General features: G+C 70.9%; 26 protein-coding genes. 19 read left to right on the top strand and 7 right to left on the bottom strand.

The window, feature by feature from the left end:
• Positions 1 to 22: 22 nt before the first annotated feature.
• From trmD to HD595_RS06715, 10 genes are all read left to right on the top strand, one after another.
• Positions 23 to 997, top strand: a complete 975-nt coding sequence (gene trmD / locus HD595_RS06760; RefSeq protein ID WP_253781080.1) for a tRNA (guanosine(37)-N1)-methyltransferase TrmD — start codon at positions 23 to 25, stop codon at positions 995 to 997.
• 137 nt (positions 998 to 1,134) lie between these two features.
• Positions 1,135 to 1,497 carry a 50S ribosomal protein L19 gene (rplS, locus tag HD595_RS06755; protein WP_175595395.1) on the top strand — a complete coding sequence of 121 codons (363 nt, stop codon included), beginning with the start codon at positions 1,135 to 1,137 and terminating at the stop codon, positions 1,495 to 1,497.
• A gap of 141 nt (positions 1,498 to 1,638) precedes the next feature.
• Positions 1,639 to 2,568, top strand: a complete 930-nt coding sequence (gene lepB, locus HD595_RS06750) for a signal peptidase I (RefSeq protein ID WP_253766661.1) — start codon at positions 1,639 to 1,641, stop codon at positions 2,566 to 2,568.
• Positions 2,568 to 3,176: a signal peptidase I gene (gene lepB / locus HD595_RS06745; RefSeq protein WP_253766660.1), complete on the top strand. Its 609-nt coding sequence runs from the start codon at positions 2,568 to 2,570 to the stop codon at positions 3,174 to 3,176. The genes lepB (HD595_RS06750) and lepB (HD595_RS06745) overlap by 1 nt, the downstream gene beginning before the upstream one ends.
• Before the next feature lie 54 nt (positions 3,177 to 3,230).
• Complete coding sequence (locus tag HD595_RS06740; protein WP_253766658.1) at positions 3,231 to 3,899, top strand: ribonuclease HII; 669 nt, start codon at positions 3,231 to 3,233, stop codon at positions 3,897 to 3,899.
• 39 nt (positions 3,900 to 3,938) lie between these two features.
• Positions 3,939 to 4,262 carry a DUF2469 domain-containing protein gene (locus tag HD595_RS06735; RefSeq protein ID WP_026215037.1) on the top strand — a complete coding sequence of 108 codons (324 nt, stop codon included), beginning with the start codon at positions 3,939 to 3,941 and terminating at the stop codon, positions 4,260 to 4,262.
• A gap of 948 nt (positions 4,263 to 5,210) precedes the next feature.
• On the top strand, positions 5,211 to 5,558 hold the full coding sequence (locus tag HD595_RS46645; RefSeq protein WP_253766656.1) for a YraN family protein: 348 nt from the start codon (positions 5,211 to 5,213) through the stop codon (positions 5,556 to 5,558).
• On the top strand, positions 5,559 to 7,094 hold the full coding sequence (locus tag HD595_RS06725; RefSeq protein ID WP_253766654.1) for a YifB family Mg chelatase-like AAA ATPase: 1,536 nt from the start codon (positions 5,559 to 5,561) through the stop codon (positions 7,092 to 7,094).
• 196 nt (positions 7,095 to 7,290) lie between these two features.
• On the top strand, positions 7,291 to 9,084 hold the full coding sequence (gene dprA, locus HD595_RS06720) for a DNA-processing protein DprA (protein WP_253766652.1): 1,794 nt from the start codon (positions 7,291 to 7,293) through the stop codon (positions 9,082 to 9,084).
• An 815-nt stretch (positions 9,085 to 9,899) separates the two neighbouring features.
• A complete protein-coding gene (locus HD595_RS06715) occupies positions 9,900 to 10,766 on the top strand; it encodes a tyrosine recombinase XerC (protein WP_420540752.1) in 867 nt (288 codons plus the stop codon).
• 220 nt (positions 10,767 to 10,986) lie between these two features.
• Here the strand turns inward: HD595_RS06715 and HD595_RS47175 are convergent, their stop codons facing one another.
• Entirely contained in the window at positions 10,987 to 12,516 is a 1,530-nt protein-coding gene (locus HD595_RS47175) for a M23 family metallopeptidase (RefSeq protein WP_420540693.1), read from the bottom strand.
• 264 nt (positions 12,517 to 12,780) lie between these two features.
• A complete protein-coding gene (locus tag HD595_RS06710) occupies positions 12,781 to 14,067 on the bottom strand; it encodes an MFS transporter (RefSeq protein ID WP_253766648.1) in 1,287 nt (428 codons plus the stop codon).
• A 70-nt stretch (positions 14,068 to 14,137) separates the two neighbouring features.
• Between HD595_RS06710 and HD595_RS06705 the strand changes: the two genes are divergently transcribed.
• From HD595_RS06705 to HD595_RS06680, 6 genes are all read left to right on the top strand, one after another.
• The gene (locus HD595_RS06705) at positions 14,138 to 14,752 is read left to right on the top strand and encodes an ArsR/SmtB family transcription factor (RefSeq protein ID WP_253766646.1); all 615 of its coding nucleotides are present in this window, start codon (positions 14,138 to 14,140) and stop codon (positions 14,750 to 14,752) included.
• Between the two features lie 236 nt (positions 14,753 to 14,988).
• Complete coding sequence (gene rpsB, locus HD595_RS06700) at positions 14,989 to 15,918, top strand: 30S ribosomal protein S2 (RefSeq protein ID WP_253766644.1); 930 nt, start codon at positions 14,989 to 14,991, stop codon at positions 15,916 to 15,918.
• A gap of 698 nt (positions 15,919 to 16,616) precedes the next feature.
• The gene (tsf, locus tag HD595_RS06695; protein WP_253766641.1) at positions 16,617 to 17,450 is read left to right on the top strand and encodes a translation elongation factor Ts; all 834 of its coding nucleotides are present in this window, start codon (positions 16,617 to 16,619) and stop codon (positions 17,448 to 17,450) included.
• 135 nt (positions 17,451 to 17,585) lie between these two features.
• Positions 17,586 to 18,284 carry a UMP kinase gene (pyrH, locus tag HD595_RS06690; protein ID WP_217709034.1) on the top strand — a complete coding sequence of 233 codons (699 nt, stop codon included), beginning with the start codon at positions 17,586 to 17,588 and terminating at the stop codon, positions 18,282 to 18,284.
• Between the two features lie 42 nt (positions 18,285 to 18,326).
• Complete coding sequence (gene frr, locus HD595_RS06685; RefSeq protein WP_253766639.1) at positions 18,327 to 18,884, top strand: ribosome recycling factor; 558 nt, start codon at positions 18,327 to 18,329, stop codon at positions 18,882 to 18,884.
• A gap of 60 nt (positions 18,885 to 18,944) precedes the next feature.
• Entirely contained in the window at positions 18,945 to 19,823 is an 879-nt protein-coding gene (locus tag HD595_RS06680) for a phosphatidate cytidylyltransferase (RefSeq protein ID WP_253766638.1), read from the top strand.
• 27 nt (positions 19,824 to 19,850) lie between these two features.
• Here the strand turns inward: HD595_RS06680 and HD595_RS06675 are convergent, their stop codons facing one another.
• Positions 19,851 to 20,873 carry a suppressor of fused domain protein gene (locus tag HD595_RS06675; protein ID WP_253766636.1) on the bottom strand — a complete coding sequence of 341 codons (1,023 nt, stop codon included), beginning with the start codon at positions 20,871 to 20,873 and terminating at the stop codon, positions 19,851 to 19,853.
• Positions 20,874 to 21,064: 191 nt separating this feature from the next.
• Here HD595_RS06675 and rlmN point away from each other — a divergent pair, with 191 nt between their 5' ends.
• The gene (gene rlmN, locus HD595_RS06670) at positions 21,065 to 22,168 is read left to right on the top strand and encodes a dual-specificity RNA methyltransferase RlmN (RefSeq protein ID WP_253766634.1); all 1,104 of its coding nucleotides are present in this window, start codon (positions 21,065 to 21,067) and stop codon (positions 22,166 to 22,168) included.
• A 162-nt stretch (positions 22,169 to 22,330) separates the two neighbouring features.
• Here rlmN and HD595_RS06665 read toward each other — a convergent pair whose 3' ends face one another.
• Both HD595_RS06665 and HD595_RS06660 read right to left on the bottom strand, forming a co-directional pair.
• Positions 22,331 to 23,002, bottom strand: a complete 672-nt coding sequence (locus tag HD595_RS06665) for a hypothetical protein (protein WP_253766632.1) — start codon at positions 23,000 to 23,002, stop codon at positions 22,331 to 22,333.
• Positions 22,999 to 23,766 carry an ABC transporter ATP-binding protein gene (locus tag HD595_RS06660; protein ID WP_253766630.1) on the bottom strand — a complete coding sequence of 256 codons (768 nt, stop codon included), beginning with the start codon at positions 23,764 to 23,766 and terminating at the stop codon, positions 22,999 to 23,001. The genes HD595_RS06665 and HD595_RS06660 overlap by 4 nt, the downstream gene beginning before the upstream one ends.
• A 109-nt stretch (positions 23,767 to 23,875) precedes the next feature.
• On the opposite strand from HD595_RS06660, the gene HD595_RS06655 reads away from it, so the two are divergent.
• Entirely contained in the window at positions 23,876 to 24,433 is a 558-nt protein-coding gene (locus tag HD595_RS06655) for a DivIVA domain-containing protein (RefSeq protein ID WP_253766628.1), read from the top strand.
• Positions 24,434 to 24,454: 21 nt separating this feature from the next.
• On the opposite strand, the gene HD595_RS06650 is transcribed toward HD595_RS06655, so the two are convergent.
• Positions 24,455 to 25,093 (bottom strand): HAD family hydrolase, encoded by a 639-nt coding sequence (locus HD595_RS06650; protein WP_253766626.1) that lies wholly within the window; start codon positions 25,091 to 25,093, stop codon positions 24,455 to 24,457.
• Positions 25,094 to 25,111: 18 nt separating this feature from the next.
• Between HD595_RS06650 and HD595_RS06645 the strand changes: the two genes are divergently transcribed.
• Positions 25,112 to 25,606, top strand: a complete 495-nt coding sequence (locus HD595_RS06645; protein WP_253766624.1) for a GNAT family N-acetyltransferase — start codon at positions 25,112 to 25,114, stop codon at positions 25,604 to 25,606.
• 4 nt (positions 25,607 to 25,610) lie between these two features.
• Here the strand turns inward: HD595_RS06645 and HD595_RS06640 are convergent, their stop codons facing one another.
• Entirely contained in the window at positions 25,611 to 26,651 is a 1,041-nt protein-coding gene (locus tag HD595_RS06640) for an AI-2E family transporter (protein WP_253766622.1), read from the bottom strand.
• Between the last annotated feature and the right edge of the window lie 84 nt (positions 26,652 to 26,735).

The raw sequence follows: 26,735 nt of genomic DNA, 5'->3' as shown, positions 1-26,735 counted from the left end.
CGGCGAGCGCAGGTCCCCGGGCATGCGGCTCGACATCGTCTCGATCTTCCCCGAGTACTTCTCGCCGCTCGACGTCTCGCTCATCGGCAAGGCGCGCGAACGCGGCACCCTGGACGTACGGGTCCACCAGTTGCGCGACTGGACGCACGACGTCCACAAGACCGTGGACGACACCCCGTACGGCGGCGGGCCGGGCATGGTCATGAAGCCCGAGGTGTGGGGCGAGGCCATCGACGCGATCATCGCCGACGGCCGCGCGGCCGGAAGCCCGGCCGCTGACAGCCCGATCACCGGCAGCCCGATCACCGGCAGCCCGGCCACCGGCAGCCCGATCACCGGCAGCCCGATCACCGGCAGCCCGGCCACCGGCAGCCCGATCACCGGCAGCCCGATCACCGGCAGCCCGGCCACCGGCAGCCCGTTCGCCGGCGGCCCCGAGGCTTCGGCGACCCCGCGGATCATCGTGCCGACGCCCAGTGGACGGCCGTTCACCCAGGAGATCGCCCAGGAGCTCGCGGCCGAGCCGTGGCTGCTGTTCGCGTGCGGCCGCTACGAGGGCATCGACTCGCGGGTCATGCGCGAGTACGGCGCCCGCATGCGCGTCGACGAGCTGAGCATCGGCGACTACGTGCTGGCCGGCGGCGAGGTGGCCGTGCTCGTCATGGTCGAGGCGATCGGCAGGCTGCTGCCCGGCGTGCTGGGCAACGTCCACTCGGCCGTCGACGACTCCTTCGCCCCCGGCGCCATGCGGAACCTGCTCGAAGGCCCCGTCTACACCAAGCCGCCGGTGTGGCGCGGCCACGAGGTCCCGGAGGTGCTCCTGTCCGGCCACCACGGGAAGATCGCCCGGTGGCGCCGCGACGAGGCGCTGCGCCGTACCGTCGCCAACCGGCCCGAACTGGCGGCGGCGATCGACCCCGAGACGCTCGACAAGCACGACCGGAAGCTGCTCGATGAGCTGGCGTTTCGCGTCGGACCGGAAGATATGGCAAACTGAAGCGTCGCCAACCACCATGTGGTTGGTCCGCCATGCCCGGGAGAGACTCCCGGGGTTCATCACATCAGCAAGCGCGTCCGCCGCGAGCCCCGGCCGGGTGGACCTCCGCGTGCTCACGAGACTTGAGGACAGTTCTCATGCACACGAAGATCCAGGAGCTCGAGAAGACGACCCTGCGCAGCGACGTACCGGACTTCCGTCCCGGTGACACGCTCGAGGTGCACGTGCGCGTCGTCGAAGGCAACCGCTCCCGTATCCAGGTCTTCAAGGGCTTCGTGCTGCGCCGCCAGGGCAGCGGCGCCCGCGAGACCTTCACGGTCCGCAAGGTCAGCTACGGCGTCGGCGTCGAGCGCACCTTCCCGGTGCACAGCCCGGTCATCGAGAAGATCGTTCTCGTGACCCGCGGTGACGTCCGCCGGGCGAAGCTTTACTACATGCGTGACCTTCGCGGCAAGGCCGCCCGCATTCGCGAGAAGCGCGAGGCGACCCCCGCCAAGTGACCCTGGGTTGAGCCCGTGGCCCGCGTTCTGCGCGGGCCATTTGGCTTTTCCGGGGCGTTTCCTTTATGCGGAGCGACTCGGGCGCGGGTGTAGCCTCGGTCGGGGCTTGTCGAGCCGGTGCATCATCTAGGCTCGTCAGCGATGGCTAGCGAGAACCAGGAGCACGGCGCGGCGCGCCGCCCTGTCGAGGACGAGGTGGACGTGGTCGCGGAAGAGGCGCAGAAGCCAACCAAAGACGACAAAAAGGATAAGAAGGGTTCCTTCTGGAAGGAACTGCCCGTCCTGGTCGTCGTGGCGCTGGTCCTGGCCCTGATCATCAAGACGTTCGTGGTCCAGGCCTTCTACATCCCGTCCGAGTCGATGGAGAACACTCTCCTCAAGAACGACCGGGTCCTGGTCAACAAGATCGTCTACCACACGCGCGACATCGAGCGCGGCGACGTGGTGGTCTTCTCCGGCGTCGACTCCTGGGACGGCGAGTTCCAGATGGAGGAGCCGTCCAACCCCGTCGCCGCCTTCTTCCGCTGGGTCGGCACCGCGTTCGGCATGGTCCCCGGCGAGAAGGACTACATCAAGCGGGTCATCGGCGTCGGCGGCGACCACGTCAAGTGCTGCGACGACAAGCACCGCATCACGGTCAACGGCGTGCCGATCGACGAAGAGGGCTACCTGTACCCCGGCAACATGCCCTCCGACAGCTCGTTCGACATCACGGTGCCCGAAGGGCGCCTGTGGGTGATGGGCGACCACCGGTCCGTCTCGCTGGACTCCCGGGCCCACACGGGCGATCCGGGCGGCGGCTCCATCCCCGTGGGCCAGGTCATCGGACGGGCGTTCGTCATCGTGTGGCCGTTCTCCCGCGCCGGCACGCTCGACATCCCCGCCACCTTCTCCCAGCCGGCCCTGCACGCGATGGGCGAGCCCGCTCCGCTGGGCGACTCCGTGCCGCTGGCCGCCGGGTTCGCGCTGGCCGTACCCCTGCTCGTGATCCGTCGGCGGTGGCTGCCCGGCGGTCCCCGGCCTCGTCGAGCGCGCCGCACGGACGGCGCCGACAACCCCTGGAGATGTTGATGGTCGGTACCAAGAAGCCGGACGCCGGGCGCGACAAGCCCAAGAAGAAGGGCGGCGGCTTCCGTGAGACCGTCCTGCTGCTGATCCTCGGCGTGGGCATCGCCCTGCTGCTCCAGCAGTTCGTGATCGGGTCGTTCTACATCCCGTCCGGGTCGATGGAGAACACCCTGCACATCGACGACCGGGTCTTCGTCAACAAGCTCTCCGGCAAGCCCGAGCGGGGCGACATCGTCGTCTTCAGGGGCTGGGACGCCGACGGCAACGAGGACACCATCAAGCGGGTCATCGGCGTCGGCGGCGACAAGGTGGCCTGCTGCGACTCCAAGAGGCGCATCACGGTCAACGGCACCCCCCTGGACGAGTCGTCCTACCTCTACCCGGGCGACTACCCCTCCGAGAACTCGTTCAAGTACACGGTGCCGCCGGGCAAGCTCTGGCTGATGGGCGACCACCGCAGCAACTCACGCGACTCGCGCGCCCACGTGGACGAGCCCGGAGGCGGCTTCATCTCGGAGGACGCGGTCATCGGCAAGGCGGTGGTCCGCTACTGGCCGCTGTCCCGCGGGCTGATCTTCACCAAGCCCGAGACCTTCGACAAGGTCAAGTAGGGCCGGGCTTCCGGTCGCGGTTCGCGGCCATGGGGGCGTACGCTGCCTTGTGTCATGACAGTTGCGTTCCGCCCCCGGCCCAGCGTCGTCCGGCGCGACTCCGGACTGTACGCCTACGAAAGGGCGCTCGCGCGCCGCGGCCTGACCCCGATCGCGGGAGTCGACGAGGCGGGCCGGGGAGCGTGCGCCGGACCGCTGGTCGTCGCCGCGGTCGTCCTGCGCCGGCAGGTCGACGGGCTCGGCGACTCCAAGCTGCTGTCGCCGGCCGTACGCGAACGTCTCTACGAGCGGATCGTGGAGGTCGCCGACGTGGGCGTGGTCGTCATCCCGCCCGCCGAGATCGACGCGCGTGGCCTGCACAAGAGCAACGTCTCCGGAATGCGGCGCGCCGTCGCGCGGTTGACCTGTGACCCGGAGTACATCCTGACCGACGGCTTCCCGGTCCCGGGACTGCCGGCGCCGTCACTGGCCGTGTGGAAGGGGGACCAGGTGGCCGCCTGCGTGGCGGCCGCGTCGATCGTGGCCAAGGTGACCAGGGACCGGATGATGGTGGAGCTCGACGGCGAATTCCCGGTGTACGGGTTCGCCGAACACAAGGGCTACGTCACGCCCGGCCACCGCAGGGCACTGGAGACGCACGGCCCGTGCTCGCACCACCGATACTCGTTCGTCACGGTGGCCAGGGAGATGGGCGAGAATGAAATGGGGGCCGGGGTTGCCTGACAGGGCACGCCGGGGGACCGGTACGACAGGAGGACCGCGATGAGCGCAGAAGATCTCGAGAAGTACGAAACCGAGATGGAGCTGCAGCTTTACCGCGAATACCGCGATGTCGTCGGATTGTTCACCTACGTCGTGGAGACGGAGCGGCGCTTCTACCTGACCAACTCGGTCGACCTGGACGTCCGCACGGCGGAGAACGGGGACGTCTTCTTCGATGTGAAGATGCAAGACGCGTGGGTGTGGGACATGTACCGGCCCGCGCGGTTCGTGAAGAACGTCCGCGTGGTCACGTTCAAGGACGTCAACGTCGAGGAACTCGCCAAGGCCGACCTGGAGATGCCGAAGGAGGGCTTCTCCGGCTGACCGGCCGACCGGCACGCTGCTCCTGCGGGCCGGGGGAGGGGCGGCGGCCGGCGACCTCGGGGGCGTCCTTGCCGGGGCGCCCCTTTCGGCATTTGGTGGGGCGCGGAGTTTGCTTGTGTGGGGCGTGGCGGTGGTCTGCCGGTGGCGTCGGTCGACTTGTGGTCGCCGTGGCCTGTGGTCGTACGGGGGTGGTGGGGCGCGTACCCGGGACTGCGAGGCGGCGACGATGGCGCGTGCCAGGAAGGCCCGCGCACAAGTCGGGAACACACGCGCAAGCAGCCCGGTGAGGCGCGTGCGCACAAGTCGGGAACACACATGCAAGCAGCCCGACGAGGCGCGACGCGCGCTGGGAGCACTCCGCACGCTGGGAGAGCCCACGTCCGCACTTTTGCAGCGCCCGCCCGCTTGCAGCGCCCAGAACGCTGGCAGACGCCCGGACATGCGCAGCGAGGCGCGCACAGCGCGGTAAGGCGCGGACGGACGCGGTAGGCCCGCGGCAGTTCAGCATCGCCAAGCAGAGCGAGCGGCGGTGACCCTTGCACCCTCGTCATCCACAGTCGCCCACCCTCAAGCCCTCCTCATCCCCAGAACCCCGTTCGGCCCCGAAAGCGACCCTCCGCATCCACGAAAGTCGGTGCCCGGAGGTGCTGCCACATGGCCACGATGAACGAGCCCGGAAAACGAAACCCCGGGACCCGATCCCTTGCAAGGCAGAAGCGCGACGACCACGAGCCTGGGCGACCCACCCGACAGGGCGGACCGGCGCAATATGAGCCAGCGACGCAGAAGAGGCTGCCCCGGCAAACCCCTGCAACCGACAACGTCCCCGCGAAGCCCGCAACCACGACGCACGCCCCCGCGAGCCACGACGCGGCAACACACGGTCACGGTCATGGTCGCGAGCACGGGAACGGTCAGGAGCACGGGCACGGCCACGGGCACGGGTCCGTGAAGCAGCAACTCGCCCGCCACGGCGAGCAACTAGCCGTCGACTACCTCACATCCGAGGGCATGAAGATCCTCGACCGCAACTGGCGCTGCCGCCACGGCGAGATCGACATCATCGCCGAGGACGGTCCCGCCCTGGTGGTGGTCGAGGTCAAGACCCGATCGAGCCGCTCCCACGGCACCGCTCTGGAGTCCGTACGCCCGGCTAAGCTGAGCCGGCTGCGCATGCTGGCCGCCCAGTGGCTGACCACCCAGCCGCGCACGTTCCAGACGGTACGGGTCGACGTGATCGCGCTGGAGCGCTTCGCCGGCGACTACTCCCTTCGCCATGTCCGGGGGGCGATCTAGATGGCAGTGGCACGTACCCGCAGCGTGGCGCTGGTCGGTGTGACCGGCCGCAGCGTCGAGGTGGAGGCCGACGTGGGCAACGGCCTGGCCGGGATCCATCTCATCGGCCTGCCCGACACGGCGCTGAGCGAGGCCCGGGACCGCGTCCGTTCCGCCATGGTCAACAGCCATTACCCGTGGCCGGACGCGCGCATCACCGTGAGCCTGTTCCCGGCCAGCCTTCCGAAGCGGGGGAGCCAGTTCGACCTGGCGATCGCCGTCGCGATCCTCGGTGCCGCGGGGGTGATCCCGGCCGAGCGCATCGCCGAGCCGTTCTTCCTCGGCGAGCTGGGCCTCGACGGACGGCTCAGGCCCGTGCGCGGGGTGCTGCCGTCCGTTCTGGGTGCCGCCAAGCACGGCGAGGTCACCGTCGTGATCCCCGCGGCGAACTCGGCGGAGGCCGCCCTGGTGCCCGACGTTCGGATCACGCCCGTGTCCGACCTGCGGCAGCTCGTGGAATGGCTGCGCAAGGGCGACGACCCGCCCGAGCCTCTGCCGTTCGACCCGAAGGACCATGTGCTGCCCACGATCGTCCCCGCCGTGGATCTGTCGGACGTGGTCGGCCAGCCTGTCGCCCGCCGGGCGCTGGAGGTCTGCGCGGCCGGAGGCCACAACCTCTGGATGCTCGGCCCGCCGGGCACAGGCAAGACCCTGCTGGCCGAACGCCTGCCGACGCTCCTGCCGGATCTGGAGCTCGACCACGCGCTGGAGGTGACGGCCATCCATTCCGTCGCCGGCGTGCTGCCGCCCAACAGTCCCATGATCAGCAGGCCGCCGTTCGTGAGCCCGCACCACACGGCCACCTCCGCCGCGATCGTGGGCGGCGGCAGCGCCATCGTGCGCCCCGGAGCTGTCTCCCTGGCCCACCGAGGGGTGCTGTTCATGGACGAAGCTCCCGAATTCCCGCGTCACGTGCTCGACGCGCTGCGCCAGCCCCTGGAATCAGGCCAGGTGACGGTGTCCCGGTCGGCGGGCGCGGTCACGTTCCCGGCGCGGTTCATCCTCGTCATGGCCGCCAACCCCTGCCCCTGCGCCCAGCCCCAGGACAAGAGCGACAGCTGCACCTGCACACCCACGGTCAGACGCCGCTACCTCGGCCGCCTGTCCGGCCCGCTCATCGACCGCATCGACATGAAGGTCACCGTGGCGCGTTCGTCGCGGCGCGAGCTGATGGCCGACCGCCAGTTCGTCGAGTCGAGCAAGACGGTGGCGGCCCGCGTCCTCGCCGCCCGCGAGCGCGCGGCCGAACGCCTGTCCGGCACCCCGTGGCGCACGAACGCCGATATCCCCTCCTCAGCCCTGCACGCCGACTACCGCCCCAGTGATGAGGCGATGAAGCAGGTCTCGTCCTGCCTCGACTCCGGCACGCTCAGCGCCCGGGGCCTCGACCGCGTCGTCCGGGTCGCCTGGACCCTCGCCGACCTCGCCGGCAAACCCAAGCCGGGCCCAGACGAAACGGGCACGGCCCTGGCCCTCTGGATGGGACTGAACTCATGATCAACGCCCCGGCTCCGAGATGTCCCTCATCATGCGGAGCCCGCCCGACGGAAGACGAACCGCAGACAACCCAGCGGGGGACAGCAGAGGCGCAAGAGATGAGGAAGGCCGCGGCCGGCAGACGACGACAACAGAAGCAAGGCTGCCAACAGATGACAAGAAAGAACCAGACCGGGACCGGAAGACACCCACGACCATGAACAGCGCTGAACTTTTGGCCAGGGCCGCGCTCATGCGTGCCGCCGATGCGGGCGACGCGATGATGGGCCGCCTCGTGGCCCATTGCGGCGCGCCCGAAGCCGTCCGGTTGATCCGCGAACGAAAACTTCCACGTGCCTTCGTTGCGCAAGAGACCCAAGCCCATGCCCAGGCTCAAGATCCGGCCCAGGATCAAGTTCAAGCCCAAGCCAGAGCGGAAGCCCAAACGCAGGCCCTAGCTCGAATGGAAGCCCGGGCCCAGGCTCAGATTCAGCTCCAAGTCCAGGCCCAAACGCGGGCTCAAGATCCAGCTCAGACTCAGGCCCAAGCCCAAGCTCTGGCCCAGACCCGACCCCAGAGTCATGCGCACGCCCAGAGCCATGCCCACATCCTGGCCCAGAGCCACGCCCAGACCCAGAGCCACGCCCAGACCCAGAGCCACGCCCAGGCCCAGAGCCACGCCCAGGCCCAGAGCCACGGCAACGCCCAGAGCCACGCCCACATGCTGGCCCAGAGCCACCTCCAGACCCACAGCCACGCCCAGACCCACAGCCACGGCCACGCCCAGAGCCACGGCCACGCCCAGACCCACGACCACCACGCCCAGACCCACGCCCAGAGCCACGCCCAGACCCACGACCACCACGCCCAGACCCACGCCCAGAGCCACGCCCAGACACAGAGCTCCACCCACCTCCCCGCGAAGCTCGACCAGCGCCTGGGCATCTGGCATGCCCGCCTGATGGCGGCGGATCCGGCTGCCGACCTGTCGACCGGTGAGCGGCTCGGGGCCCGGCTGATCGTGCCCGGCAGCCCGGAATGGCCCACGCAGCTCGACCAGCTCGGCGCCGCCCGGCCGCTCGGTCTGTGGCTGCACGGCTCGGCGGACCTCAGATTCTCGTGCCTGCGGTCTGTGGCCATCGTCGGTGCCCGCTCGGCCACTCCGTACGGGCTGCACGTGGCCGCGGAGTTCGGGCTCGGCCTCGGAGAGGATGGCTGGACCGTGGTCTCCGGCGGTGCCTACGGCGTGGACGGCGCGGCGCATCGAGGGGCGCTGGCATCGGACACGCCAACGGTCGTGGTCCTGGCCTGCGGCGTCGACGTCTCGTACCCGCGCGGGCATCACGAGCTGTTCGCCGCTGCCCGAGAGCAGGGCGTGATCGTCAGTGAGTGCCCGCCCGGCGTGCACCCGACACGCGCCCGGTTCCTGATCCGCAACCGCCTGATCGCCGCGCTGTCCCGAGGCACCGTGGTCGTGGAGGCGGCGCTACGCAGCGGGGCCCTCAACACCGCAGCCCACGCTCTCGCCCTGAACCGCCACCTCGCCGCCGTGCCAGGACCGGTCACCTCCATGATGTCCGCCGGCTGCCACCGCCTCCTCCGCGAACGCAAGGCGACCTGCGTCACCACACCCGAGGAGGTGATCGAGCTGGTGGGCACGATCGGCGGTGACCTCGCCCCCTGTGCCCGAGGCCCGGCCGTTCCGCGCGACGCCCTGAACGAGGTGACCCGCAAGGTCCTGGACGCCGTCCCATCCAGAGGAGGGACCGGCCCCGCCTCCATCGCGCTGTCCGCCGGCGTGTCCCTGGACGCGACACTGAGCGCCCTGGGCGGCCTCGCAGCCGCAGGTTACGTCGAACGCGTGGAGAAAGGCTGGCGCCTCCGCCGCCCAGCCTCCGCTTCATACCGCAAATCGGACGCCGTGCTCCCTGACCCCGTTGACTCCTCAGGCGCAGACGCCTTCATCGAACCACCGGAGACGGAAGCACGTGTTGAGCCGTCAGGTCAGTGACCTTTCGCTCGTGGAGGTGTGCGGAGGTGTTCTCGGGAGCTGCTGGGAGCCGCTCTTGGGGGGACCGTGCAAGTGCATTTTCTTCCCGCTGGAGATCCTGGTCGTCGGCCTGCTGGGCGACCCGCTCTGGTGGAAGGTAGGAGTGCTCGCCGTGACCGGGACACTCACCGGCGCCATCGTGGTCGCCTTCTCCACGATTCGGCGAGCGCGGATGGCGCATCGCGACCGCACGGCCGGCACCGGCGGCACCGGACCTCACCGGCGGCACCGCTGCTCACCGGCGGTACCAGCCCTCACCGGCGGCACCGCCGCTCACCGGCGGCACCGCCCCTCACCGGCGGCACCGCCGCTCACCGGCGGCACCGCCGCTCACCGGCGGCACCGCCCCTCACCGGCGGCACCGCCGCTCACCGGCGGCACCGCCGCTCACCGGCGGCACCGCCCCTCACCGGCGGCACCGCCCCTCACCGGGGGTACCAGCCCTCACCGGCGGTGCCGACCCTCACCGGCGGTACCCCCTCACCGGCTCTCACTGGCGGTACTGGCCCTCACCGGCTGTACCGGCCTCAGCGCCTCATCGCCGCCTGCCCCTCCTCCCGGTAGTGCCTTGCAGCTTGCGCCTCACCGGACCTGAATCGGTACTGCCAAATGCCCAATACCGGCGACACCTCTTTTGAGGCGGAGGTCTGCGGCTGCCTGGTGAGTGAGTAGTGCCTCAATGCGGGCAGCAGCGGGCGATGATGGGTACTTAAGCGGTCGATGCGACGGATGCGGCACGAAGGGGTGAAGTGAGTCAGGCAGCGGACCTGGAAGAGGTGGTCCATGAGTTCGAGAGATACCTGCGCCTTGAGCGGGACCTCTCGCCTCATACGGTCAGGGCTTACCTGTCCGATCTCGCTTCACTGATGGCGCATCTGGACGGCCGGTTGGATCGGCTCGACATCGCTTCGCTGCGAGAGTGGCTGGCCGAGCAGCATGCGGAGGGGAAGGCGCGCGCGACGCTCGCACGGCGCACCGCATGTGCCCGCACGTTCACGGCCTACTGTCATCGCCGCGGCTGGTTGCCGGATGACCCGGGCCTGTTGCTGGGCAGCGCCAAGGCGCCGCGCACCTTGCCGGCCGTACTCGACCAGGACCAGGCGAGGGCCGCCCTCGACCTGCCCATGACGGGCGAGCCCAAGGAGCTCCGAGATCAGGCGATGCTGGAGCTGCTGTACGCGACCGGCATACGGGTGAGCGAGCTGTGCGCGTTGGACGTGGACGACGTGGACCGCGACCGTAACGTCATCCGCGTGCTCGGGAAGGGGCGGAAGGAGCGTTCGGTGCCTTTCGGCGGTCCTGCGCTGCGGGCGCTGGATCGGTGGTGCGTGCACGGTCGCCCCTTGTGGATCCGTCCGCACTCGGGGCCGGCCTTGTTCCTGGGGGTACGAGGGGGTCGTATAGACGCCGGTACCGTGCGCCGAGCCGTACATGGGCGATTGCGGACCGTGGAGGGTTCGCCCGACCTCAGCCCGCACGGCCTCAGGCACAGCGCGGCCACCCACCTGCTGGAGGGAGGCGCTGATCTGCGCAGCGTTCAGGAGCTGCTCGGGCACGCGTCACTCAACACCACGCAGATCTACACTCACGTCTCGATCGATCGGCTGCGTGCCGCGTATCGGCAGGCTCATCCCCGGGCTTGAGCCCTTCCGGTTGTGTATCGCCTTGAGCCCCTGGACGTGCTTTCTGGAGTCACGTCATATCGGTGACTCTGCTCGGGCGCATCTGTTCTTATGCCGCGGCTCAGGCTTGAGCTTCTTCACCGATTTCGGTCTTCGCGTGCAGTGTTGGCCCCTGGGCTCGGTGTTGGAGACCGTGCAGATTCTTCCCCTTCGGGCTCGCCTCCTTCCGGCTCGCGTCTGGTTAAGGGTTGGTGCTCTGTCGGTTTTCGGTGCGGTTCCTTGGTGAGCGTGGGGGCTTTCGGTGTGCGCCCCGTACGGTTCGGGACTTCGGCCTCGGCCTTGTCCGGTGGCGCCGTGGCTTGTGGTGGCGCAGCAGGATGACCAGGAGAAGGCCGGCCAGGATCGTGGCTGTGCCCAGGGCGGCTGCGGCGGGGGCTGCGGCTCGGCCGTGGGGGAACCGTAGTGACCACACGGTGGAAGCCGTACTCGGTGTCTTGGGAGTCGCGCGTGGCGACGCGCAGTGTGGCGGGCTCGTCAGCGTGGTGAGGCGCAATTCTGGTTGCCTGAGTGGGGGTGTTGGGGTGTCGCTTGTTGTCGTGCCCGGTCTGGTTGCGGCGTCGCCAGGCTGCTCATCGTGGTCGTGTTCCGGGGCAGTGCCTAGCGCCGCTTCTTCGTCGTGAATGTGCTTCAGTTCGCTGCCTTGTTCTTCGTTGTGTGTCTGTTTTGGATCGCTGCCTCGCTTCTCACTGTGGCTCCGCTCCGGCTCGCGCGCCCATGCCTCATCGCGATCTCGCCCGGCATCGTGGTCATGCGTCTCACTGTGGGCTTGCAGAGGATCGATGCCTGCGGGCCGATTGTGGCCCTGTGGCTGAAGGTCAGTGGCTGGGGCCCCGTCGTAGCCCTGAGCGTGGCTTTCTGGCTGGGCGTAGTAGGCGGTGCTCGTGTTCGTGGTTCTCAGGACGGATGCTGCCGCTCTGTGGGAGTTCGTGGTCGGGGGCGGGCTTGTCCTGCCGGCATATTCCGGGGGGACCATGTTCCGCGGCTCGTCTATTGCGGAGCGTCTGGTGGGTGCCCATGGTGACCAGGTCGTGGCGGGTGTGGTGATGAGCGGGGCTGCGGGTGCAGCATCGGCTGCTTTGGTCGGCCACGGAATCGATGGTCCGTCCGGTCTGGGGAAAGCGTCACGCGGTGGCTCCCCTTCGTCCGTTGTCGGTGTCGGGTCCCAGTACGGGAGCAGACGGATGCGAGCCTGTCCGAGCAGGAGAAGGGGATCCAGGTAGCGCGGTGGTCGTATGAGGCCCCAGTGCAGACACGACTCTGCGCAGTGCCCCGCAAAGGCCTCCAGCGTTCCGAGCCGGTCTCCCGGTGAGACCTGTTGGCCGCGCCGTACCGAGGGAGTGACCGGGAGGTACGTGGTGCGCAGGCCGCCGGGATGCTCGATCGAGACCACGCCTCGGCCCGCGAGCCGGCCGGCGTAACGCACGGTGCCCGCGCCGGCGGCGAGGACCGGCGTCGCGGGTGAAGCGGCGAGGTCGATGCCGCGATGTCCGGCCAGCCAGCGTTCGAGGGGCGGGGCGAACGGACGCACGATCCTCGGCCGACCCTCCACGGGCCAGCGCCACACGGCAGGGTCGGCCGCTGCCGGCGACACCGGTAGCAACGGGATCAGGGCTATGAGGACGAGCAGGATCCGCGTCCTGGTCGCCGGAGCGGGGACCGCGACGGATGTGTTCGGCGGGGAGGTGCGTAGGGGGAGGCAGGGCGTCGGCATGCGGGGAGTCTGGCTGGGACACGGTCTGGGCAGGGCTGGCGAACGAGGTTCTGTGGATGGGGAGACGCTGTCCACAGGCTGGGCGGCGGTCGGGGCGAGGTAGGTCTCGTTCGGGCAGCTGGTTCGGGGACGGGGCGGGGGCTGTGGCCAGGGCGGGGTGGGTCTCGTTCGGGTGGGTGGACATGGGGGTGGCGGGGTGGGCTCGCGCGCGTGATGGGAGCGTTGGCGATCTGGGCAGGGGATGGGACTCGGCACCCAATTCGGTCAGGGGACGTGGTCGGGGGATGGGGTGGGGTGGCGTCCGGCGCGGCCGGGGCGTAGCGGGGAGGCCCAGATCCACACCGCGCTGAGCGCGATGCCGGCGGCCGAGAGGAGGATGACGGCGCGGAGGCCGATCCACTCCGCGAGCAGGCCGCCCGTCAGGCCGCCGAGCGCCATGACGCCCTGCACCGCGAAGGTCATCGTGGCGTTGACGCGGCCCCGCAGTTCGGGTGTGGCCTCCTGGAGGGTGATGGCGCCCATGCAGGTGGAGAAGGCGACCACGATGGCGCCGGTGAGCGTCCCGGTCACGGCGAGCACTCCCACCTTCCACCAGAGCGGGCCGCCCAGCAGGCCGACGACCAGGATCTCCAGCGGGAAGAACAGCACGGACACCAGCAGCACGCGGTTCTCGCCGAAGCGGGCGGCGACGCGGGTGGTGACCCAGGCGCCGAGGAGGCCGCCGAGGCCGCTGCACGCGATCAGCGCCCCGATGAGGCCCTTCGGAATGCCCAGGGTGTTGACCATGTAGAGCATGTGCACGGCGACGTACGTCATCGCGAAGAAGTTGATCGTGACGCCGGCGCCCAGGAGTGCGCGCAGCACCGGGTTGGTGGCGCCGGCGCGGAGTCCTTCGACGACGTCGCGCCACATGCCCTGTGATCGGGCCGGTTCGTGGCGGTCCTGGGTGCGGATGGAGCGCAGCAGCAGCGCCGACGTCAGGAACGACAGAGCCTCGGCCAGTACGGCGAGCGGCGCCGTGAGGAACTGCACGAGCAGGCCCGCCAGACCGGGACCGGCGACCGTGGCGACGGAGTAGGACGCCTGCAGCCCGGCCATCGCCTCGGTGCGCTGGGCCGGGGAGACGACGACGGCGAGGTGGGGGAAGTTCGCGGCCTTGAACATCACCGCCGCCGTGCCGATGACGAGCGCGACGGCGATCAGCCACGGCGTGTTCAGGATGCCCAGCAGCCAGGCCAGCGGGATGGTCGCCGCCGCCAGGCCGGACACCACCTCGCAGGCGATCATGGCGGGCCGGTGCCGGGTGAGCCGGTCGGCGATCGCGCCGGCCTGGAGGCCGAACACCAGGGCGGGCACCGAGGCGGCGGCCGTGAGGAGCCCCATCTCGGCGGGGGATGCGGTGAGGAGCGTGACCGCGGTGAGGGGGATGGCCAGCTTCGACACTTCCGAACCGGTGATCGAGACGGTCCGGGCGCCCCACAGTAAGCGGTAGTCGCGCTGCTTCCGAAGAGGCGTCACGGCGGCCGGAGTGGTGTGAAGGGAACGCTTCATAAAGTATGAAAGTAATGCTTCAGAGTTGTGAAGGCAATGCTTCACGTCTGGATCCGGGTACCTTGGGCGCATGACGCGGGAGAAGGAGAGCCTCAGCGACCCGAAGGCGATGCGGGCCCTGGCCCACCCCGCGCGGCTGGCGATCCTCAGCCGGCTCGGCGCCGGGGGCAGCGTCACGGCCACCGACGTCGCCGAGGAGGCGGGCATCACGCCCAGCGCGGCGAGCTACCACCTGCGCATGCTGGCGAAGTACGGGTTCGTTGAGGACGCCCCGCCCCGCGGGGACGGCAGGGAGCGCCTGTGGAAGGCGGCGGACAAGAGCTTCGCCGTCGGGCGGCTCCCCGACGACCGGCCCGAGGTGCGGGAGGCCAAGGACCTGCTCATCCAGGCGTTCCGCAAGGAGGCGGACGAGGAGGCGCGGCGGGCGCTGGCCGGCCTCGACCGGGAGCCCGAGGAGTGGCGCGACGCCACCCGGTTCGGGCGGACCATCCTGCGGGTCGACGCCGCGGAGCTGGCCCGGCTCGCCCAGGAGATCGACAAGCTCCTCCAGCCCTACATGGCCCGCCACCGCCCGCCCGACGCCGCGCCGCCCGGGGCCCGGGTCGCGGAGGCGCAGGTCAACCTCTTCCCGCACGCGCGCAGGCCGGTGCCGGGCCTGCCCACGGAGGACCACGACACGGTATGACCCGAGGCGCCACGGTTGACCGGGAGCGGTCAGGCCGGGGTGGCGTCCAAGGTAGACTTTCCGGTGGCCTGTCACCACAGGCCGACTTCGCATGCCCCGTCACGGATCACACCATCGGTCCGGGCTCAGGCCCGGCTGGCGTGGTCCGGGGCATCAGGGCGGGGGCCGTTCGGCCGCCGCGTCACAACCGAGAACCGCGCCCGCCCGCCGGGCGCCCAGACCTGGAGGACCAGCTGATGGCCCCCGTCGTCACCATGCGACAGCTGCTCGAGAGCGGCGTTCACTTCGGACACCAGACTCGCCGCTGGAACCCGAAGATGAAGCGCTTCATCTTCACCGAGCGCAACGGCATCTACATCATCGACCTGCAGAAGTCGCTGTCCTACATCGACCGCGCGTACGACTTCGTCAAGGAGACCGTCGCCCACGGCGGCACGATCCTGTTCATCGGCACGAAGAAGCAGGCTCAGGAGGCCATCTCCGAGCAGGCCGCCCGCGTCGGCATGCCGTACGTCAACCAGCGCTGGCTGGGTGGCATGCTCACCAACTTCTCCACCGTGCACAAGAGGCTCCAGCGCCTGAAGGAGCTGGAGGAGCTCGACTTCGACAACGTCGCGGGCTCGGGGCTCACCAAGAAGGAGCTCCTCATGCGCCGCCGTGAGAAGGACAAGCTGGAGCGCACGCTCGGCGGCATCCGCGACATGGGCCGCGTGCCCAGCGCCGTGTGGGTCGTCGACACCAAGAAGGAGCACATCGCGATCAGCGAGGCCAAGAAGCTCGGCATCCCTGTCGTCGCGATCCTCGACACCAACTGCGACCCCGACGAGGTCGACTACCCGATCCCCGGCAACGACGACGCCATCCGCGCCGTCGGCCTGCTGACCCGGGTCGTCGCCGACGGTGTCGCCGCCGGTCTGATGGCCCGCTCCGGCGCCGCCCGCGGTGACGAGAAGCCCGCCTCCGCCGAGCCGCTGGCCGAGTGGGAGCGCGAGCTCATCGAGCAGGGCTCCGGCGAGACCGCCGAGGCCGCTCCGGCCGCCGCCGAGGCTGAGGCCGCGCCGGCCGCCGAGGCTGCTCCCGCTGAGGCTGAGGCCGCTCCGGCTGAGGCTGAGGCCGCTCCGGCCGAGGCCGAGGCCGAGGCCGGCACCGAGCAGCCGCAGGCCTGACCGACCGGTTCCGCCTGACCCGCACCTCGCCCGTCTGTACGGGGCGGACGGGGTGCGGGGCGGGGCGGCGCCCACGGGTGGCCCACCGGTGAGTGCCCGTCCGGAGCGGCGCCGCGGGAGGATCCGCTCCTCTCGCGGCACCAGGCCCCGGACGACCGAATCGAGGCGATCGAGATGAGGCGACCGAGGCCGAGAGGTCCGGGATCGAGGCGTCCATGGTCAGTCGAGGTGCTCGGGACCCAGGTGCTGGGGTCCAGATGTTCGGGATCCCGGCGTTCGAGGTCCAGGCGTTCGGGATCGAGCGCCGCGGGGACCAAGGGTGCCCGCCGGCGGGCGGGCGCCGAGAGTGCCGTCACCGGGCGGGTCGTCACCGAGGACGTCGCGACCACTGGACGGGTCGCCACCGAGGGCGCCTCTGGCGGACACTCGCCGAGGAGGCCCCGGCAGGCACCGGTCCCAGGCGGTGCCCGCGGAACGGCCGCTCCGGTCGGAGGTTCGGCACCGGGCCGCTCGGCACCAGATCGCTCCGCACAAGGTCGCGGAACCGGGCCCGCCGCCCGGGTTAGCGGCCACCGGCTCGGGTTAGACACCGAGCAAGGCCAAGCTTCCGTACGGCACGCGCCGGCCGTACCACCCCAGGGTGGGAGCCGGACCCGGCGCCCATCCGATCCACGACGAAATCCCACGAGGAAAAAGCAATGGCTTCCGTGAACATGGCCGACGTCAAGCGGCTTCGCGAGATCACCGCTGCCGGCATGATGGACTGCAAGAAGGCGCTCGAGGAGTCCGAGGGCGACTTCGACCGCGCCATCGAGCTGCTGCGCCTGAAGGGCGCCAAGGACGTCGGCAAGCGCGAGACGCGCACCGCCTCCAACGGCCTGGTCGCCCTCAAGCAGGACGGCGACTCCGCCGCCGCGCTGCTCGAGCTCAACTGCGAGACCGACTTCGTCGCCAAGGGCGAGCGCTTCCAGGAGCTCGCCGCCCAGGTCGTCGACCACGTGCTGGCCACCAAGCCGGCCGACGTCGCGGCTCTGCTGGAGTCGTCCTTCGGCGGCCAGACCGTCAAGGAGCACCTCGACGTCGCCAACGCCGCGCTCGGCGAGAAGATCGAGGTCCGCCGCTTCGCGGTGCTGGAGGGCGGCTACATCGGCGCCTACATGCACCGCACCGACCCGGCGCTGCCGCCGGCCGTCGGCGTGCTCGTGCAGCTGGACAAGCCGAACGCCGACGTCGCCAAGGACATCGCGCAGCACGCCGCCGCGATGGCCCCGCAGTACCTGAACGCCGCCGCCGTCCCGGCCGAGGTCGTCGAGAAGGAGCGCAAGCTCTTCGAGGAGATGACCCGCGAGGAGGGCAAGCCCGAGGCCGCCATCGGCAAGATCGTCGAGGGTCGCGTGAACGGCTGGTACAAGGACTTCACGCTGCTCCAGCAGGCGTTCGTCAAGGACAACAAGAAGAGCGTCGGCAAGTACGCCGAGGAGAACGGCGTCGAGGTGCTCTCGTTCGTCCGCTTCAAGGTCGGTCAGGCTTAGGCTTGAGCGAACCCTCAGCCCACCGAACCGCCTAAGAAGGAGGCCGCCGCCGTGCAGGACAATCAGGAGCCAGCCACGCCGGCGGCTTCCTCGCATCCCGGTCCGACCCAGAGCCCGCTGCGCTGGAAGCGGGTGATGCTGAAGCTGTCCGGTGAGGCGTTCGCCGGCGGCGACCCGCTGGGGATCGACCCGCTCGTGGTCGACCACCTGGCCGACTCGATCGCCGAGGCCGTACGCGAGGGCGTGCAGGTCGCGGTGGTGGTCGGCGGTGGCAACATGTTCCGCGGGGCCGCCCTGTCGGAGCAGGGCATCGACCGGGCCCGCGCCGACTACATGGGCATGCTGGGCACGGTCATCAACTGCCTGGCGCTGCAGGACTTCCTGGAGCGCCGCGGCGTCGAGACGCGCGTCCAGACGGCCATCACCATGCAGCAGGTGGCCGAGCCGTTCCTGCCCCGCCGGGCGATCAGGCACCTGGAGAAGGGCCGTGTGGTGATCTTCGGGGCCGGGCTGGGCTCGCCGTTCTTCTCCACCGACACCGCCGCGTCCCAGCGCGCCCTGGAGATCGGCGCCGAGGCGCTGCTCAAGGGCACCCAGGTCGACGGCGTCTACGACTCCGACCCGCGCAAGAACCCCGACGCGGTGCGGTTCGACCACCTCGACTACGGCGAGGTGCTGATCCGCGACCTGCAGGTCATGGACGCGACCGCCATCAGCCTGTGCAAGGACAACGACCTGCCGATCGTGGTCTTCGATCTCATGGGTGAGGGCAACATCCTGCGAGCGGTCCGCGGTGAGAAAATCGGCACGCTGGTGAGTCCCGCAGGCAAGTGAGCGAGCGAGCCCGATCCGCCAGCTAGAAGACAGGGAGCCGCTGTGATCGACGAAACCCTCCTCGAAGCCGAGGACAAGATGGACAAGGCCGTGTCGGTCGCGAAGGAGGACTTCGCGGGCATCCGCACGGGACGTGTCACCCCCTCGATGTTCAACAAGATCAGTGCCGAGTACTACGGTTCGCCCACCCCGATCCAGCAGTTGGCCTCGTTCCACGTGCCCGAGGCCCGCATGGTGATCATCCAGCCCTACGACAAGGGCTCGATGGCGGCGATCGAGAAGGCGATCCGTGACTCCGACCTCGGCGTCAACCCCGGTAACGACGGCCAGGTGATCCGTGTGTCGTTCCCCGAGCTGTCGGAGGAGCGCCGCAAGGAGTACATCAAGGTGGCCCGCAACAAGGGCGAGCACGCCAAGGTGTCGGTGCGCAACATCCGCCGCTCCGCCAAGGAGATCCTCGACAAGATGATCAAGGATGGCGAGGCGGGCGAGGACGAGGTCCGGCGTGCCGAGAAGGAGCTGGACGACATGACGCAGAAGCACGTCGCCAAGATCGACGAGCTGCTCAAGCACAAGGAAGCCGAGCTGCTCGAGGTCTGAGCGGCACCCGCCGCACGGCCCTCGCCCGATGGCGGGGGCCGTGGCTTATGGGGAGTCTCTGTGGAAGAACGTACGGCTGGCAGCAGCCCGAGCGGCGGCAGCCGTACGGGACGCAACCTGCCCGCCGCGATCGCGGTGGGCGTGGGGCTGGGCGCGCTGGTCATCGCCACCCTCTACACGATCAAGGAGCTCTTCCTGGTCGTGGTCGTGGCGGCGGTGGGCATCGGCGTGGTCGAGATGACGCGCGCGTTCGCCTCCCGCGGCATCCGCGTGCCCGTCGTGCCGGTGCTGGTGTCGATGACCGCGATGCAGGCCGGCGCGTACTGGGGTGGTCCGGCGTGGCTGCTCGGCGTGTTCGTCGTGTCGGTGTTCGTCGTGCTGATCTGGCGGATGTTCACGGGCGGGGACGGCGAGGGCGAGCAGGGCACGGGCGCGGCCGGGCGCACCGCCGGGTACGTCCGTGACGCGACGGGCTCGGTCTTCCTGCTGGTCTACCCGCCGCTGCTGGCCGGGTTCGTGGCGCTGCTGCTGGCGCCGGGCGACGGCCGCGACCGGGTGATCGTGTTCATCGCGGTGACCGTGGCCAGCGACGTCGGCGGGTACGTCGCCGGAGTGCTGTTCGGCCGGCACCAGCTCACCGTGATCAGCCCGAAGAAGACCTGGGAGGGGCTCGCAGGATCGGTCGTGGCCTGCACTCTGGTCGGGGCGTGGCTGGTGACCTGGCTGTTCGACGGCCGGCTCTGGCAGGGCGCGCTCATCGGCGCGCTGGGCGCCGTGCTGGCGACCGTGGGCGACCTCATCGAGTCGATGATCAAGCGTGATCTCGGCATCAAGGACCTCGGCACGATCCTGCCGGGTCACGGCGGGCTGATGGACCGGCTGGACTCGCTGGTGACCACGCTGGTGCCGGTGTGGCTGCTCATGTCGTTGTTCTTCTGACACGTCTTTCCAGCGGCCGCCCTCCGGTCAGTGGCGGTGTTCTTCGAGCTCCTCGGCCGTGATGGGTGTGAGCCACAGCCAGCGCACCACCTCACCCCCGAAGGTGAATCCTGACATGTCAGGCATGTCGGGGGGGTCGGCCAGCATGAGCACCCCCGCGTACCCCGGGCCCAGCGGGAACGTGGCCGGCTCGTGATACCACTTGGCGGTGTGCCCGTGGCCGAGCCAGGTGACCGAGTGCCACGGATACTGCGCCAGCCAGACGAGCAGCAGCGCCGCCTCCCGCGGGTCGTCGCGGGTCGCCACCGCCAGCTCGATCCGCGCGTACGCGCCCGGCTTGTCGATCCACTGCTCGACCGTCGGCATGCGCTGGCAGCTCATGCCGACCGTGGACAGCACGGTGAACTCCCGCTCCTCGTGCGGCGGCCGCTCGGTGATGCCGACCGCGGGCAGCCGGTCGCCGCCGGCGTCCCAGTAGCGGCCGGCGCGGCCCAGCACCCGGTCGAGGTGGCTCATCGCGAACTGCTGGAACGACGGCCAGGACCCCTCCGCGTGCCGCCACAGCCAGTACGAGCGGGCGTTGGAGATGCGCGGCGCCAGCCCCTCCAGCGCCTCGGCCAGCGCCCAGGCGAACGGCGACTCGCCCACGGCGTCGCGGGCGTAGCCGGGCATGCCCCTGCTCATGTCGGCCCAGCCGGGGATGACGGCCAGCAGGTCGTCGTCCTCGTAGATGGCGACGCCGTCGCCCTCCTCGAACCACAGCACGGACAGGCGGCCGAGCGGCCCGCGGCCGTCGGGGTGCGTGGTGCCGGGCCGCGGCATCAGCGGCGGCCGGCCGGAGTTGAGGCGGGCCAGATCGACCACCGGCGGGGCGGGACGGTGGTTGGCCAGCCACACCGCGCCGTGCACGGCGCCGTCGGGCGAGCACAGGTAGGCCACCGAGGCGTCCTCGTCGCGCTCGATCACGAGCGTGCGGCTGCCGTACGGGTTGCCGGCGGTGAGGACGACCTCGGCCCGCCCCTCGCCAGACGCCGACCGGAAAATCGCCATACGAGATGACTGTAGATCGGCGGAGGACCCGGGGGCGAGCGGTATCGCGATGACGCCGTTCCCTGGAGCCCCTTGTGGCGTGAAGGCGTTCGGGTGGCCGAAGTTTCCGGCGGGAAGGCGTCCGGAATGACGCCCGCGCGCCGAGCGTTCACTACCCTGGTCGGTAACCCCCTCTAGCAGAAGGCAGTCCCGTGTCCCAGCAGCCAGGTCAGCTCACGTTCGTCGCGCCGCGCAGGGCCAAGCCCGCCCGGCACCTGGCCGACCTGTCCATGGCGGACCGCCGGGCCGCGGTCACCGAGCTGGGGGAGAAGGCGTTCCGCGCCGACCAGCTCTCGCGGCACTACTTCGAGCGCCTCACCACCGACGTGGCCGCGATGACCGACCTGCCCGCGGCCTCGCGCGAGAAGCTGTCGGAGCTGCTGCCGTCGCTGCTCACGCCGGTCAAGGAGCTGACCACCGACGGCGGCACGACCCGCAAGACGCTGTGGAAGCTGTTCGACGGGGCGCTGGTGGAGTCGGTCCTCATGCGCTACCCCGACCGGGTCACGATGTGCGTGTCGTCGCAGGCCGGGTGCGGCATGAACTGCCCGTTCTGCGCCACCGGGCAGGCCGGGCTGACCCGCAACATGTCGACCGCCGAGATCGTCGAGCAGGTCGTGGCGGGCGCGCGGGCGCTGGCCGCCGGTGAGGTGCCGGGCGGGCCGGGCCGGGTCAGCAACGTCGTGTTCATGGGCATGGGCGAGCCGCTGGCCAACTACAAGCAGGTGATCGGGGCGGTGCGCCGCCTGGTGGAGCCGGCGCCGCACGGGCTCGGCATCTCGGCGCGCGGCGTCACGGTGTCCACGGTGGGTCTGGTGCCGGCGATCGGCAAGCTCGCCGAGGAGGGGCTGCCGGTGACGCTCGCGCTGTCGCTGCACGCGCCGGACGACGAGCTGCGCGACACGCTGGTGCCGATCAACACGCGGTGGAAGGTCGCGGAGGTGCTGGACGCGGCGTGGGCGTACGCGGCAAAGACGAAGCGGCGGGTGTCGATCGAGTACGCGCTGATCAAGGACATCAACGACCACGAGTGGCGGGCCGACCTGCTCGGCAAGCTGGTGCGCAACAAGCTGGTGCACGTCAACCTCATCCCGCTCAACCCGACGCCGGGCTCGAAGTGGACGGCCTCGCGTCCGGAGGACGAGCGGGCGTTCGTGCGGCGGCTGCAGTTCCACGGCGTGCCGGTGACGGTCCGCGACACCCGGGGGCGGGAGATCGACGGCGCCTGCGGCCAGCTCGCCGCCGCCGACGTCTGACAGCTCTTCGCTCGGTTACGGCACAGCCCAGCCGCCCCCACCCGCCGCACGGGGCTGAGGGCCTCCAGGAAGACGCCCGCTGAACCCGCACGGGGCCGGCCGCCGTGACGCGCGCACCGCCGGCCGGGCACCGTTCACAGGATGGTCCCGAGCCGCGGCCCGTCACGGCCGGCTTCGGCGCAGGCACCAGTACACGGTCAGGCCCGCCAGACACCACGCGAGGGAGACGGCGGCCAGCCCCGGCAGCTCGCTCACCAGCCGCCCCGCTCCGGCCGCCTTCATCCAGGCCGTGACCGGCACGGTGAGCCAGTAGACCGGTGAGGCGCCGACCAGCAGCATCGTCAGGAACCCCGCGACGAGCGCCAGGATCGAGTACGCCGGCGAGGGCATGAGGGGCCGGCTGGTCAGGGCGCCGAGCGCGACCCCGGCCAGGACGGCGAGGGCGTGGACCACCGCCGCCGCGGCCACGACCCCGCGTGACGGCGTGGCGGACAGCCCGAGCGCCAGCCCGCTCCCGAGGGTCAGCGCCGCGAACGCCGCGCACGTGACCAGCGCCGCCAGCAGCCCGGCGGCCACCTCGCGCGGGCGCCCGCCGACACCGGTCGCCGAGATGGCGCGCTGCTCGTCCGGCTCGGTGTCGAGCAGCCCTCGTGTCGCCCATGCCAGGAGCGGGATGACCAGCACGGCCGAGTCGGTCAGCGCCGCCGCCTCGGCCCCGCGGGGCGCGCGGCCGGCGTGGAGGATGGAGATCAGGACGAGGAGGGGCAGGAGGGCCTGGAAGACGCGGTGGGAGCGCACGTAGGCCGCGACGCGGAAGGCCACCAGGGCGATCACGTGGCCTCCTCCTCGGTGAGGGCGCGGGCCGGGTAGCCGTCGTCGCGCATCCGCCGGAGGAAGCCGTCCAGCTCACGGGCCGGCACGCTCACCTCCACGGTGACTGCGTCCCTCGGCCCCGCGAGACCCGCCGCGGCGAGACGATCCGGAGGATCCCCGGGCGAGGCCGGCGGGTGCTCGATCAGGCGGGCCGACCGTAACGACCAGCGCCGCACCCCGTCCAGCATGCCCAGCCCGCCCTGATGGTCACTGGCCACCACGATGCCGCCCCGCGCCGCCACCTCCGTGACGATCCCCGGCAGCGCGTCCCGCGTGTCCCGGTCCAGGCCCGCGAACGGCTCGTCCAGCACCAGCAGCCCGGGCTCCGCCATGAGGGCCTGCACCAGGCCGACCTTGTGCGCAGTGCCCTTCGACAGCTCGCGCAGCCGCACGCCCGAGAAGCCGTCGAGGCCGACGCGCTCGGCCCAGGGCTCCCAGCGGGCGCCGCCGCGGACCCGCGCCATGTGGCGCAGGTAGCCGGCCACGGTGAACGGCTGCCCGGTGGGGAAGCGGTCGGGGACGTACCCGACGACGGCGGGGCGGCCGGTGACGGCGCCGGAGGTGGGGCGCGTGAGACCGGCCAGCAGGCGCAGCAGCGTGGACTTGCCCGCGCCGTTGGGCCCGGTCAGCTCCACCACGTCGCCGGGGCCGAGGCGGGCCTCGGCGGCCTCGATGACGTAACGGTCACGCCTTCGGTAGCGGAAAGAGACCTGAGCGAGCCACATGGTGCTGTAACGGTATAGGGCGGCTCGCATCGTCGCGATAAAGAACCGCACAATAGAGATCGAACCCATCCGAGATCGAACCCATCTGCAGATTCCTGGAGGAGTGGGCTTGAACCGCTTTCCGCGCGTCATGGGCCTGCGTTCCGGATATGACCCGGCGGAGGTCGACGCCCTCATCGGGCGGATCGAGTCGACGCTGGGCCGGGGAGCGCGTGACGTGGAGCCCGTGACCGCCGACGACGTCCGCCGGGCGACGTTCCGCCCCAAGCGCGGCGGCTACCACGAGACGGCCGTGGACTTCGCCCTGGAGGCGTTCGTGGTGGCGCTGGAGACGCAGGCCAGGAGCCCGGTCAGGCTGGCCATGGCGGAGCCGACCGGGGAGATGCTGCGTGAGGAGTGGTTCGAGTCCCAGGCGGCGCGGGTGGAGCGGGTGGCGTTCCGGCCGGCCCGGATGGGCACCGGCTACAACGAGGACGAGGTCGACGCGTTCCTCGACCGGATCGTGGCGACGCTGCGCGGCACCACCGAGTACCCGGTGACGGCCAAGGAGGTGCGGGAGGCGAGGTTCTCGACCGTGCTGCTCAGGTCGGGCTACCTGATCTCGGACGTGGACGCGTTCCTCGCCGGCATCTCGGACGTGCTGGAGCAGCGCGTCATCCCGTCCTAGACCCGGGAGGGCGCGACGGCGTCAGAGGAGGTCGGCGAGGCCGCGCAGGCCGGGCAGGACGTCCTGGGGCACCTCGGGGTCGGCGGGGCGCACGTCCTGCCGGTTGATCCACACGCGCCGCAGCCCCAGCCGGTGGGCCGGGACGAGGTCGTGGGCGTAGCTCTGCGCCACGTGCACCCACCGCTCGGGCTCGAACGCGTCCCTGAACGTCGTGAAGTGCGCGAGGTCCGGCTTGTAGGCGCCGACGTCCTCGGAGGTGATCACCGCGTCGAACGCCACGGGCAGCCGCCGCCGGGTCCCGGCGATCAGGTCGCGGTCGCAGTTGGTCAGCAGCGCGAGCCGCCAGCCGGCCTCACGCAGCCGCCCCAGCTCGGTGCCGACGTCGGGGAAGACCGGCCAGTAGGGGAGCGTGGCGGCCAGGATGCCGGCGTCGTCGGGCCGCAGCCCGACGCCCGCCTCGGCGCAGGCACGGCGCAGCGCCTCGGCCGTCACCTCGCGGTAGCGCATGCCCGGCGACTCCGCCTGGACCGCCTGCTCGTGCGGTACGTACGCGTCGAGCAGGCGCGCGCCGTGTCCGGGCGCGACCAGCTCGGCGCTGGTCGCGATGCCGTGCCGCCAGTCCACCAGAGTGCCGAAGCAGTCGAACGTCGCCCATCGCATGAGGACCATAATGACCGCATGGCGATCTCCGTGCGAGCGGTGGGGCCCGCCGACCTGCCGCTGGTGACCAGGGCCCTGGCCGGTGGCTGGGGGGCGACGCTCGTGGCGTTCGGGCGCGGCGAGCTGGTCGACGCCGCCGCGCTGCCGGGCTTCCTCGCCTTCGACGGTGACGAGCCGGCGGGCCTGGTGACCTACGTCGAGCGCGACGGCGGGCGCGAGGTCGAGGTGGTGACGCTCGACGCGTGGCTCCCGGGCAGGGGCGTGGGCCGGGCGCTGCTCGACGCCGTACGCGGGGAGGCGGTGCGGCGCGGGGCCGACCGGCTGACGCTCATCACCACCAACGACAACACCCACGCGCTGCGCTTCTACCAGCGCTACGGGTTCGACCTGGTGGCCCTGCACCGGCACGGGGTGGACGCGGCGCGCAGGCTCAAGCCCGGCATCCCCGCCGAGGCGGACGGCATCCCGATCAGGCATGAGCTGGAGCTGGAACTCCCCCTCTCCGCCGGTTGAGGGGTCAGGTGGCGTCCGCGGGCAGGGGCGGAGGCGGGCGGGCCGGGAGCGGACGCGACGGTGACGGGGTGCCGCGGTCGCGGAGCAGCGCCACGATCACCGCCGTCACCGGGGCGGCGAGGAACGCCCCCGTGATCCCGGCGACCAGGCTGCCCACGGCGATGGCGACCAGGATGACGGCGCCCGGCAGGTCGAGCGCCCGCCCGTAGATCTGGGGCGCCAGCACGTGCCCCTCGACCTGTTGCACGAGCACGGTCACCACCACGACGGCCAGCGCCACCACCCACCCCTTGGCCACGAACGCGACCACCGCCGCCAGCAGCCCCGCCATGAACGCCCCCACCACCGGCAGGAACGCGCCCACGAACGTCAGCACCGCCAGCGGCAGCGCCAGCGGCACGTGCAGGATCCACAGCGCCAGCCCGATGAACAATCCGTCCACCGCGCCCACCAGGGCGACGCCGCGGATGTAGCGGCCGAGGACGTCGAAGATCTGCTCACCGGCCCGCTCGGCGCGCGGCCGGGCCGGGGCGGGCAGCAGCTCGATCAGCCACCGCCACAGCCGGTCCCCGCCGTGGACGAAGTAGACGGCCAGGATGACCGACAGCGCCGCGCCCACGACGATCTCCCCGGCCGTCCGCACGCCGGTGAGCGCCCCGGTGGCGATCTTCTGCCCCTGGGCGGACAGGTAGTCCCTGGCCTGGGCGCCCAGGGACGCGCCGTTGAGGCCGAACCGGGAGGCCAGGCCGTTGAGGTCGCCGAAGGCCTTGCCGAGGCTGGTGCGCATCTGCGCGAGGCTGTCCGCGGTGGGCGGCACGAGGACCGCCACCAGCGCCGCCGCCAGCAGGAGGCCGCCCACGAACACCGCCGCGGTCGACAGCGCCCGGTTGAGGCCGCGCCGCCGCAGCCAGCGGGCCGGTGGCATCAGCAGCGCGGTCACGAGCAGGCCGACGATGACCGAGATGGCGACGGTGCGCAGGACGGAGAACAGGTAGAGCCCCACCGCGATGAGCGCGACCCAGCCCAGCGCACGCCACACCCTCATCCCGCCCCCCGATGTCATGCCTGGTCAGAGGCGTTCCCCCGGATCTCTCCGGGCAACCACGGCGATGCGGGGGAGCGCCGCCGC

The organism is Nonomuraea roseoviolacea subsp. carminata, assembly GCF_024172185.1.
Lineage (GTDB): Bacteria > Actinomycetota > Actinomycetes > Streptosporangiales > Streptosporangiaceae > Nonomuraea > Nonomuraea roseoviolacea.
The sequence above is the reverse complement of the archived record's forward strand: the minus strand, read 5'-3'. Positions and strand labels throughout refer to the sequence as shown.